Here is an 11,478-nt window from a genome sequence, read left to right as displayed (position 1 = left end):
AGATGTCGCACTATGGGATCTTGCTGGCAAGGTTGCAGGCCTGTCAATCCACCACCTTCTCGGCACCTACCGCGACACCATCCCCGCTTACGTCAGTTCTCCCCGCCTCGCCTCTGCGGAGGCATACGCGAATGAGGCAACCGAATACCAGGATAGGGGTCTGCAGGGCTACAAGATCCACCCACCGGCAGTCGATATCCGGGAAGATATTGAGATCTGCGCTGCCGTCCGAAAAGCCGTCGGTGATGACTTCACGCTAATGCTCGACTCAATCTGGGCCTATGATTATCCTCAGGCTCTTGAAGTCGGCAAAGCAATCCAGGAACTCAACTACCACTGGTACGAAGACCCGCTCGCTGGCGACGACATGCTCAACTACGTGAAGCTCAAAAACCACCTCGACATTCCGATCATGGCTACAGAGCACTCACCCGGCGGCTTTACCGCCTACGCCCCATGGCTCGTCGCACAGGCAACCGACTACCTTCGCGGTGACGTCGCTGTCAAAGGCGGAATCACCGCCGTTATGAAGACTGCCCACCTCGCAGAGGCTTTCCATATGAACTACGAGATCCACCACGGCGGCAACTCGCTAAACAACATCGCTAACCTCCACGCCACTATGGCAATCAAAAATACCGAATACTTCGAGATCCTTCTGCCCGGCGAAGCTCAGAAATACGGTTTGATAGAAGAGGCAGAGCCAGACGCCAACGGTATAATGCACGCAATCAACGAGCCAGGCCTCGGCGCAAAGATCGACTTCGACCTAATCGAGCGCAAAAAGACAGCTATTTTGTCGTAGCCAACGAGATGTGCACAAATACACACCGTCCGCTGAGGTCGTCATGTTCAAGAATTATCTAATCGTTAGTCTGCGAAACATGTGCAGACACAAAACCTATTCTTGTATAAATATCTCGGGTTTAGCAGTCGGGATTACTTGCTGCCTTTTGGCTCTTTTGTTCGTTCAGGATGAATTTTCCTTTGATCGGTTTCACAAAAAAACAAATAGAATCTATCGCGTGCTGCGTGGGACACAAATCACAGAGACAGATATTCGATGGGATCATCGGACATCTGGTCCGCTTGGCGATGCGCTTAAGGAATTTCCAGATGTGGAGCAGGTGGTTCGGCTTATGAAACGTGCCGGTACTCAGATTCAGTATGGGGAACGAGAATTTGATCACACTTTCTGTTTGGTGGATGCTTCAGTATTTGAGGTATTCGATTTTCCTCTTCGGAGGGGTACGCCCGAAACGGTACTTAGCAAGGCTGCATCAGTGGTGTTAACTCAAAAAATGGCTGAGCAATTTTTCGGCAATGAAGATCCAATTGGCAAAGTGCTTTCAGTCTCAGATCCGTATTTTGAAGGGGATTTTACAGTAACCGGAGTTATGGAAAACTTACCAAGACATTCTACCATTCGCTTTGATTGTCTTGCTTCACCAACTCCGCGAATTGAGTCAAATAAGAGATGGAACCAGTGGATTCGATCTGGATATCGGTACATAGAGATCTATGTTTTACTTCGAGAAGGCGTTTCAGCCTCTGCACTTGAGCCTGAACTACAAGATATCATACAGCAGCACATGGGGAAGGAAATTCGAGATCGAGACGCCTATCGACTTCAGTCATTGGCAGATATTCACTTACAGAGAGGCGACCTCAAGACTGTCTATACATTCGGCTGTGCAGGTGTATTTGTGTTACTAATCGCAGGAATCAATTTCGTAAATCTGTCAACGGCACGGTCAGTTAGGCGGGCACGCGAAGTCGGGGTACGCAAAGTCGTTGGCGCACATCAGAGGCAATTGATCGAACAATTCTTGGGCGAGTCCATTTTCATGGCATTGTTGAGTACGGTGCTGGCGTTAGGACTGATTGAGTTGGCGTTTCCTTATTTTAACGAGTTCGTGCAGAAACCTCTCTCGCTATGGGAAGGAAACACAGGTCTCATAATTTTGGGGCTTATTGGCGTGGTGTTGATCGTAGGTATATCGGCGGGAAGTTATCCCGCGTTCTTCTTATCAGCATTTCATCCCACTTCTGTAATTAAGGGAATATCGGGGGCCACATCGGGTCGGACGAGATTGAGAAAAGGATTGGTGATATTCCAGTTTGCGATTTCCGTGGTCTTGGTTATCGCTACAGGTGTAGTTTACCAACAACTCAATTACTTGCATCACAAGAACCTCGGGTTTGAGCGGAAACAAACCCTTCTTATTCCCATTTTTCAAGTGGCAGCAAGGAAAGGACATGTTTGGGGCAAAGAGGGCGATATCTTTAAGTGGCGCTACAATGCGGTGAAAGCGGCGTATTTAAAGCATCCTAAAATACTGGCGGCAACAGTTGTAAATGGAGCACCTGGAATTTGGGCAGGTCTTTCATTATTTCGAGCTGATGGACAGGACTGGCGGATGAAATATTACCCAGTGGATGAAGATTTTCTGTTTTTTTTTAATATGGAAATGGTGGCTGGTCGATTTTTCACACGAGCATATATGGAAGCCCATACACCTCAAGATAGCTATCAGTTTATTCTAAACGAGACAGCCGTGAAGCAGTTGGGATGGGACAATCCCATTGGTAAAACTCTGATAAAAGGCAACACGACTGGACAAGTTATCGGGGTGATTAAGGACTTCCCCACGGGATCGCTACGCAACGAACAAGAAGCAACAGTTCTGATGAAAAATCATCACAATCTCAAGGCACTTATGCTCAAAATCCGACCTGAAGATTTGCCAGAAACGGTGAATTTTTTAGAAGCGACATGGGAGCAGTTTATTCCGAAAGGGACATTCTATTATCTGCTTTTAGATGATTGGATTGATAATGTCCATTACGCCGGGGATCGTAGGCTGGGAAAAATCTTTGCGACCTTGGGAGGATTAGCGATTTTTGTTGCATGTCTGGGTTTATTCGGCTTAGCAATGTTCAGTGTTGAGCAACGTACTAAAGAGATTGGTATTCGCAAAATCCTGGGCGCATCTACCGGAAATATTGTGAGATTACTTTATGGAGAACTCATTTTGCCTGTGGTTATAGCAAATATCCTTGCCTGGCCATTTGCTTACTACACTATGGAAAGATGGCTACAGGATTTTGCGTATCGAATCAATCTGAATCTGGGAATTTTTATTTTTGGGGGCGTTCTCGTTTTCGTGATTGCTTTAACAACAGTGAGTTACCAGGCTCTTAAAGCTGCAAATGCTAATCCAATCGACGCTCTGAGATACGAATAAAAAATAGATTGAATGGCCTTGATGATTAAAAACAAATAGAGGTGTTCAGCTGTCCCAAATCAGATTTGGTCTGAAATGACGATGGATTAAGCGATAAATAGGGGGATAGCATGAAAATTACCGATGTTCAAGCCTGTGTGATTGGCAAACCCGAACCCCATAGTGGTGGGTGCGTGTGGACATTTGTTCGGATATATACCGACGAAGGCATTGTGGGTACGGGCGAATGCAATTCAGCCTCGTATTACACGGGATTTGGTTTGAAAGAATCGATTTTAAAAATGAAGGGGATGTTGATTGGTGAAGACCCGATGAATGTGGGACCGTTGTACGAGAAAATGCGTCGTCGTGGGCGGTATGCGGGTACTACCCATGCACCGCTGATTTTTGCATTGACCGGCATCGAAAATGCGTTGTACGATATTGTGGGTAAGGCGTTGGGGGTGCCAATTTATCAGTTGTTGGGGGGCAAGTTTCGCGATAAGATCCGTCTCTACGCCGATTGTCACGCTGGGGATTCGGCCACGCCAGAGGCGTATGCAGAGAAGGCACTGAGTGTTGTTGAGGAAGGCTACAGCGCGGTAAAATTTGATGTGGATCATTCGGGTGTGGGCAAGCTGGATCCGATCAATTGGACGGCGGGGGCACGGGAAATGACGCATGTGATTAATTTGATTCGTGCGATTCGCGAGGGTATTGGTTTTGACATTGATTTGGCGATTGATTGCCACGGACAGTTTGATTTGCCTTCGGCGATTACATTGGCAAAAGCTGTGGAAGATGTGCGGTTGATGTGGTTAGAAGAGCCAGTACCTGCTGAGAATATTGATGCGTTGGTTCAAGTGCGTGCATCTACGAGCACGGTCATTTGCACAGGTGAAAATCATTACACTCGTTTTGAGTTTTTGGAGATGTTCAGACAAAAAGCAGTGGATATCATTATGCCCGATTTGGCCAAATCGGGTGGCATTATGGAGGCTAAGCGCATTGCCGAAATTGCCGATGCGCATTATATCCCTATTGCGCCACATAATGTGTCGTCACCTCTGGGCATGATGGCCGCGTGTCATGTAATGGCGACAGTTCCCAACTTTTTTGTGCTCGAATTTCACGGGCGCGATATTCCGTGGTGGGCCGATCTGTGTGGAGGCGAAGAATTTATCAAAGGGGGCTGGATGGCTGTCTCTGACAAACCCGGTATAGGCGTCGAGTTAGATCCTGCCGTCGCCAAAACACTGCTGGCTGACGGGGATACCTATTTTGATTAATGAATGGGGACACAGAACGCTTTAGCAGCCCTTAGATAAGTTCAATATCGCGCAAGATCCAGGATAGCAGTGTGAATGTGACAAAGACGGGTCGATTTTGTGGATCGAATACATAGTGTATGGGCAATGTGCCGTATCCCGTGTGGCGATAAGATAAGAAGGATTGGTCGTTGGATTCGATTTGTTCGGGACCGTGCAATAGCTGATCTGTTTTGTAGTATGTGAGTTCGTCGATGGTTGTAAACGCTTCGTCCATGGGGGTGGCGCGATTGGCGAGCGCGAGGGGGAGGATCCATTGACACGATATGGGGGTATTCGCCGAGAGGTGCTTTTTACTTGTATTCATTTCTATGGTCGCGTCCCGAACCGTGCCATTGATGAACAGGCGTTTATCTGGTGTTTCTGCCTGGTACCAGGCGAGTTTCCAGTTCGTGATTGATTCTCCAATGCGCTCATCCCGCGCTGTTGTGACGGTTGCTTCGTAAATTTCTCGCCCGCCGCCATTGCGTTTTTCAACGATCTGGTATTCTGCGCAGTTCTCTTTGTTGTAGCGCGAGATTTCCACTGTTCCTATTGGTCTGTCATCGGTCAAACCTTCGGGATGTGTCTTTGCCCACTGTAGAATTTCATAGGTCAATTTGCAATTGGAATCCAATTGAATGGTTTGGCCTGGGGCATCGTAGTTTTGCAATTGTCCGGCGATTGCGTTGAGTTCGGCTGGTATGGTGTTCATGATCCCACCTCCTCTGTCCATCCATTTCCCTGTTTGAGATTTTCCATTCTCTCTTCTCTTATTCGATCTCTTTCGCCCGTTTTGTCAGGTCCGCTGTAGGGTGTGACGGTGTTTGCGTATTCGGCGAGGTGTGTGGCGTGCCTGTGTTTGACGTCGTCAAAGCCGGGTTCTGATACGAGATTGTGTTTTTCCAGGGGGTCGTTTGACAAATCGTAAAGCGTGTTTTGTCCCGAGTCGTAGAGGATGGATTTGTACTGATCGTCGCGAATGGCGATTGCACTCGCATTTTCTCCTATGACGCTTTCTCGCCATGCAATGTCGTTGTTTCCTTCGAGGAGTGAGCGCAGGCTATTTCCATACGCGGTGTCGGGTAGGGGAGGTGCGCCGGCGTAATCGCAGATTGTAGCGGGAATATCCACGCCCGATATGAAGTGCGAATCGTTTTGTCCGTTGGGGATACTGCCGCGTTGCGAAATAACGAGTGGGACTGCCCAGGCTTCTTCTTCAAAAAAGCCTTTCAATACTCTTCGGTGATGCCCAGAGCCTTCGCCGTGGTCGGCTGTAAAGATGATGAGGGTGTTTTCAATGAGGCCATTGTTTTCCAATGTGTCGTAGATCAATCCGATCTGGGAGTCAACGGTTTCTACCATTCGGTAACACTGGTAGATGTAATATCGCCAATCTGTTTCCGACCAGTGGCCGACCCGGTGCCTCTGGTTTGGCGGCATGAGACTGGTTTCGAAGTTGCCGGGCAAATCGGGTAGATCGGACAACTGAGGCTCCATGCCGTATTTCCCCACGGGTCCGTTGACGCCGCAGACATAACAGCAGTCGTGTGGGTTCAGGAGGCCGACGGATAGGAAGTAGGGGCGGTGGTCATTTGCGTGTTCGGCGATATATTGCGCTGCTGCCCGGGTGGCGCCAGAGTCTTGCAGTTCTCCGTAGGGATGTCTGCCGTAGATCACGTCAAAACTTTTGGCAACATCTCGTCCCGTGACATGCCATTTGCCGGAATACACGCAGTTGTAATCGGTGTGTTTGGTCAACCACTGGCCGAGGTCGGGCAGGTTGGGATCGATGGGGAACGGATTGCTGATAACGCCGTGTTCGACGGACATGCGCCCGGTGTACCAACTCGCGCGCGCAGGACAGCAGACGGGGTTGGCGCTGTAGGATCGCCTGAAGGATAAGCCTTCTGCGATCAGGCGATCCATGTTGGACGTTGACACATCACTATTTCCATAGGCGGATATCGCGAGGTGGTGTTGCTGATCTGTGTGGATGAATACAATATTAGGTTGGCTCATTTTTTCTCCTATTTTTTTATACTATAGAGCGGCGAAGGGCAGTGCTGTCACGCCGGAACCGAGTGGAAGGTGTAAGTCACCAGGGTGCACGACGTATCCCGGCATCGCTGCATTCTCCATGTCTCTTTGAAATATCTTGATGGCCGCGGTCATTGCCGGGCGAGGTGTAGCCGATAGCTTCACTTCAATTGGTACGAGCTTTCCACCGGTCTCGACTATGAAATCTACTTCGGTTCCCGCCATCGTCCTCCAAAAGTAGATCTGTGGATCAATTCCCCGATGCGTCAATGTCCGGACGATTTCGGAGAGTACTGCTGTTTCCAGGATAGCACCTCCCATGGGACCAGAGGCGGCATGCTCGGGGTCTTTGAGGCCCGCGAGGTAGCAGAGCGTGCCGACATCTGTAAAATACACTTTCGGGGTCTTGACGAGCCGTTTCCCAACATTGGCAAAGTAAGGGCGCAGTACGATCACCTGATAGGTGGCTTCGAGCACGGAGAGCCAGGCTTTGGTCGTGTTGACCGCCACACCGAGGTCTCGGGCGACATCGGTCAGATTCAGGAGTTGGGCACTTCTGCTGGCCAGGATTCGGAGGAAATTTTGATACTGGGTCAGGTCCCCGACCTGTCGCAGCGTGCGTACGTCTCGTTCGAGATAGGTCTGGATATAGCTGGCTTGCCAAAGGGATGCATCGCGGTTGGGTTGTGTCGCGAGTTCCGGGTACCCACCTCGGAGGAAGCTCTGCCACAGTTTGCCAAAGACGTTTGACGGTTTCAAAGACGACTGTTGCTCGCGCTCCCACGGAAGGGCAAGCTGCGGACGGCCCTCCATTTCTCGTCTGGAAAGCGGCAACAAGCGAAGCATTGCCGCGCGACCTGCCAAAGATTCGGTTACTTTCTCCGCGAGCAACAAATTTTGTGAACCTGTCAATAGGTATTGGCCACTTTCACTTCGGTTCGCATCTATCCTCTCTTTGATATAGGGTAGCAACTCAGGGGCGTATTGCACCTCATCGAAGATAACAGGAGGTGGATACATTTCCAGGAAACTGCGCGGGTCTTGCAGGGCGGATGCCTGAATGTCCAGCGGCTCCAGAGATATATATCTGCAATGCCTGCCAAAGAGATGTTGAAGGAGTGTTGTCTTTCCAGATTGACGCGGTCCGGTCAATACTACGGCGGGAAATTCAGAAGCAGCCCTCGTGAGGATGGGTTCCAACGAACGTTTGATATAATTTTGCATATCGCGGCTTCCTATCTCCGCATCAGATTGCGTTTGGTGACGGGTACTCTGGGTTGACAATATGCATTTCAAATGCATATTGTCAACTTAAAACGAGACATCTTGTGATTATTTTTTGTCTGACAGATCAATGCCGGTTGTGTATTTTGTGCTGACTACCTATAACAGTGAGAAATTTGAGATGAGTTATCGAGAACCTCTTGTAACTGTTATTACTGCAACAAATCCCGGTTTGCTCGCGGTGATCAAATCCGTGCTCGACGATGCCGAGATCCCCTGTATCACTCGGGGCGAGGGATTTCAAACCCTGTACGCGGCAGGACATGTTGATGTGCTGGTATTTGAAAGCGATGCCGAAGAAGCCAGGGCACTGTTGAAAAATCTGTAAAGAGGGATTTTATATGCAGAATATTCTGAAATTGATGGGTTATATGCGTCCCTATTGGAAGCAGGCGACAATTGCTCCGCTGCTGAAATTGATCGAGGTGATGCTGGAGTTGATGCATCCCCGGTTGGTGCAGCGGATTGTAGATGAGGGGATTGCCAGAGGAGATCTGGATCTGGTGATTGAGACCGGGTTGTGGATGCTGGGCCTGGCGATTGGGGGCGTTTTATTTGGAATTGGCAATGCCTGGTTTGGCGTATGGGTGGCGCAGCGGGTGGAGACCGATGTGCGAAGCGCGCTTTTTGGCAAAATTCAGTCACTTTCGTTTGGCAATCTGGATAAGCTGTCAACGGGGCATCTGATTACGCGACTGACCAACGATGTGCGGCAGGTAGGAGAGGTGGCGCGTTTGATATTGCGCATTCTGTCGCGTATGCCGATGGCAATGGTGGGCGGTCTGGTGATGGCGATTGTGACCAGTCCCCGCTTGGGGTTGATGTTTATTGGGCTGGCTCCCGTGATTCTGGGGACTCTAATTCTGGTGTTTCGAAAAGCCAATGCGATGTTTGGCGAAGTGCAGAATCGCCTGGATCGGGTGAATCAGGTGACGCAGGAAAATCTGGCAGGTGTGCGCGTGGTGAAGGCTTTTTTGAGGGCTGACCACGAAATCGAACGGTTTGGAACGGCAAATAACAGGTTGATGGAACAGACGATTCGGGTGACGCAACTGGTGGCTCTGGTGATGCCGTTTATGATGCTGCTATTGAATCTGGGCGTTGTGGGGGTGATCTGGTTTGGGGGAATTGCCGTAACCCAGGGTGGGATGAAGCTGGGTGAGATTATTGCGTTTATCAATTATCTGTTGCTGTTCTTGCAATCCCTGATGATTGGTAGTATGGTGCTTATCCGGATGTCTCGAGCAGAGGCTTCTGCCGAGCGCATTGTCGAGGTGCTGAATAGCGAGCCCGAGTTACAGGATCGGGCAGATGCAAAGCGCGATGTGGTGTTGGGGGGGCAGGTCGCGTTTGAAAATGTGACGTTCAGTTATAATGAGACGGCGGACGATCCGGTATTGCGGAATCTGAATTTTGTCGCCGAACCGGGGCAGAAGGTGGCGATTTTGGGTTCGACAGGGGCGGGCAAGTCGTCCTTGGTGAACCTTATTCCGCGGTTTTACGATGTGGATGCAGGGCGGGTGATGGTGGATGGGATGGATGTGCGCGATGTGGATCAGGGGACGCTGCGACAGCAGATTGGGATAGCACTTCAGGAATCAATCCTTTTTTCCGGTACGATTCGGCACAATATTCGGTACGGGCGGCCCGATGCGACGGATGAAGAGGTTGAGGCTGCTGCCAGGGCAGCTATGGCACACGATTTTATTGTCCAGTTTCCCGATAAGTACGAGACGCTATTGGGGCAGCGCGGCGTGAATTTGTCTGGAGGACAGAGGCAGCGGATAGCGATAGCCCGGGCGTTGATCTCCCGTCCAAAGGTATTGATTTTAGACGATAGTACCAGTGCGGTAGATCTGGCGACAGAGGCCGGGATTCACGATGCGCTTGAACAGATGGTCGGGTGTACGAGTTTTCTGGTGGCGCAGCGGATCAGTACGGTGTTGAAGGCGGATAAGATTCTGGTGCTGGACGATGGTGTGCTGGTTGCCGAGGGTACGCATCAGGAATTGATGGCGTCCAGTTCGGTGTATCAGGAGATTTACGATTCACAGCTCGGAGAGGGAAACGGATATGGCGGAAGTTGATCGACAGCGCGACGGTGAACAGCAGGGTACAGGCGGAATGATGATGGGGGGGCGTCGCCGGATGATGATGATGGGTGACGACGAGCGGGCGCGGGATATTCGGGGAACTACCCGCCGTTTGCTGGGGTATATGAGACGCTACAAGGGGACTTTGATCGGGGTGGTGGGGCTGGTGGTGATCACAACGGGGTTGGAGGTGGCAGGTCCGTATTTGATGGCGCGCGCGATTGATGAGTATATCGCCTATAGCGACTTGCCGGGCCTTTTTCAAATTACCCTGTTGTTGGCGGGGGTGTATGTGGCTATGGCACTGACATCCTGGCTTCAGACGTTTATTATGGCACGGGTATCTCAAAGCTCTGTGCGGGATTTACGACAGGATCTTTTTAACCGCTTGCAGATGCTTCCGCTGCGGTTCTTTGATCGGCGTGCCAGTGGCGATATCATGAGCCGGGTGACCAATGATGTGGATAATATCAGCAGCGTGTTGTCGGAGAGCGTGACGCAGTTGATTAATAGCGTGTTGACCCTGGTGGGCGTGTCGGCCATGATGTTCTGGATGGATTGGCCTCTGGCGTTGATTAGCTTGCTTACCTTTCCGCTGATGACGTCGCTGACAGGACAGGTCGCCAAACGCGCGCGCCGGGGGTTTCGCGAGCAGCAGGCGGCACTGGGTGCGCTCAATGGGATGATTGAGGAGACGATTGCAGCAGAACAGGTGGTGAAAGCTTATGGACGCGAACAGGCTTCTATTGAGGCGTTTGAAAAGTTTAATAACAGGTTGAAATACGCCGGTACGCGCGCGCAGTTTTTCGGGACGCTGATGCCGCCTTTGACCTTTTTTATAAACAATATGGGTCTGGTGATTGTGGCTTTTGCGGGTGGCTATATGGCGGTTCAGGGCGATGTGACAATCGGTGTGATTGCCGCTTTTATCAGTTATGTGCGGCAGTTTGGACGGCCTTTGGGCCAGGTTGCCAATTTGTACAATTCGATACAGTCTGCACTGGCCGGGGCAGAGCGGGTTTTTGAGACTATTGACGAGTTTCCCGAAGCGCCTGATATGCCAGATGCAGTCGCGTTAGAACAAGTTCGGGGCGATGTGGTTTTCAATCGGGTGTGTTTTGGTTATGAAAAAGATGTGCCGGTGCTCAAAGAGGTGAGTTTGCACGCCAGACCGGGGGAGAAGATTGCGCTGGTAGGACCGACGGGAGCGGGCAAGACGACCATTGTGAATTTGCTGACCCGGTTCTACGATATCGATAGTGGGGCGATCTATATCGACGGCCATGATATTCGGCAGGTGAAACGGGAAGCGTTGCGGCGGCAACTGGGTATTGTGTTGCAGGATACTTTTTTGCTGTCTGATACTGTGCGGGAAAATATCCTTTATGGAAGGTTAGATGCTTCGGATGAGGAGGTGGTTGACGCGGCAAAATTGGCCAATGCGGATCCCTTTATTCACCGTCTGCCCCAGGGATATGATACGGTGCTTTCGGAACGCGGCGGCAATTTGAGCCAAGGACAGCGTCA

At 50.5% G+C, this 11,478-nt stretch carries 9 protein-coding genes; 6 read left to right on the top strand and 3 right to left on the bottom strand.

All coding sequences use genetic code 11. The features are described 5' to 3' along the window. The 3 genes from OXG87_07890 to OXG87_07880 form a co-directional block, all read left to right on the top strand. Positions 1 to 805: mandelate racemase (locus tag OXG87_07890; protein MCY3869465.1), on the top strand; the 805-nt coding region annotated here is incomplete at its 5' end. A 43-nt stretch (positions 806 to 848) separates the two neighbouring features. Continuing rightward, positions 849 to 3,248: an ABC transporter permease gene (locus tag OXG87_07885; GenBank protein ID MCY3869464.1), complete on the top strand. Its 2,400-nt coding sequence runs from the start codon at positions 849 to 851 to the stop codon at positions 3,246 to 3,248. A 110-nt stretch (positions 3,249 to 3,358) separates the two neighbouring features. Further along, entirely contained in the window at positions 3,359 to 4,516 is a 1,158-nt protein-coding gene (locus tag OXG87_07880) for a mandelate racemase/muconate lactonizing enzyme family protein (protein MCY3869463.1), read from the top strand. Positions 4,517 to 4,547: 31 nt separating this feature from the next. On the opposite strand, the gene OXG87_07875 is transcribed toward OXG87_07880, so the two are convergent. The 3 genes from OXG87_07875 to OXG87_07865 are packed head-to-tail and all read right to left on the bottom strand — an operon-like array spanning position 4,548 to position 7,798. Further along, positions 4,548 to 5,249, bottom strand: coding sequence for a hypothetical protein (locus tag OXG87_07875; GenBank protein ID MCY3869462.1), 702 nt, complete (start codon positions 5,247 to 5,249; stop codon positions 4,548 to 4,550). After that, on the bottom strand, positions 5,246 to 6,556 hold the full coding sequence (locus OXG87_07870) for a sulfatase-like hydrolase/transferase (GenBank protein ID MCY3869461.1): 1,311 nt from the start codon (positions 6,554 to 6,556) through the stop codon (positions 5,246 to 5,248). Before OXG87_07870 ends, OXG87_07875 begins: the two co-directional genes overlap by 4 nt. A 21-nt stretch (positions 6,557 to 6,577) precedes the next feature. Continuing rightward, a complete protein-coding gene (locus OXG87_07865; GenBank protein MCY3869460.1) occupies positions 6,578 to 7,798 on the bottom strand; it encodes an ATP-binding protein in 1,221 nt (406 codons plus the stop codon). A gap of 181 nt (positions 7,799 to 7,979) precedes the next feature. Here OXG87_07865 and OXG87_07860 point away from each other — a divergent pair, with 181 nt between their 5' ends. From OXG87_07860 to OXG87_07850, 3 genes are all read left to right on the top strand, one after another. After that, on the top strand, positions 7,980 to 8,186 hold the full coding sequence (locus OXG87_07860; GenBank protein ID MCY3869459.1) for a DUF2007 domain-containing protein: 207 nt from the start codon (positions 7,980 to 7,982) through the stop codon (positions 8,184 to 8,186). A gap of 13 nt (positions 8,187 to 8,199) precedes the next feature. Beyond that, positions 8,200 to 9,945 (top strand): ABC transporter ATP-binding protein, encoded by a 1,746-nt coding sequence (locus OXG87_07855; protein ID MCY3869458.1) that lies wholly within the window; start codon positions 8,200 to 8,202, stop codon positions 9,943 to 9,945. Continuing rightward, on the top strand, positions 9,932 to 11,478 hold a 1,547-nt coding region (locus tag OXG87_07850), incomplete at its 3' end, for an ABC transporter ATP-binding protein (protein MCY3869457.1). The genes OXG87_07855 and OXG87_07850, both read left to right, overlap by 14 nt.

The sequence above is a fragment of the Gemmatimonadota bacterium genome (assembly GCA_026706845.1).
Taxonomy (GTDB): Bacteria; Latescibacterota; UBA2968; order UBA2968; family UBA2968; genus VXRD01.
The sequence above is the reverse complement of the archived record's forward strand: the minus strand, read 5'-3'. Positions and strand labels throughout refer to the sequence as shown.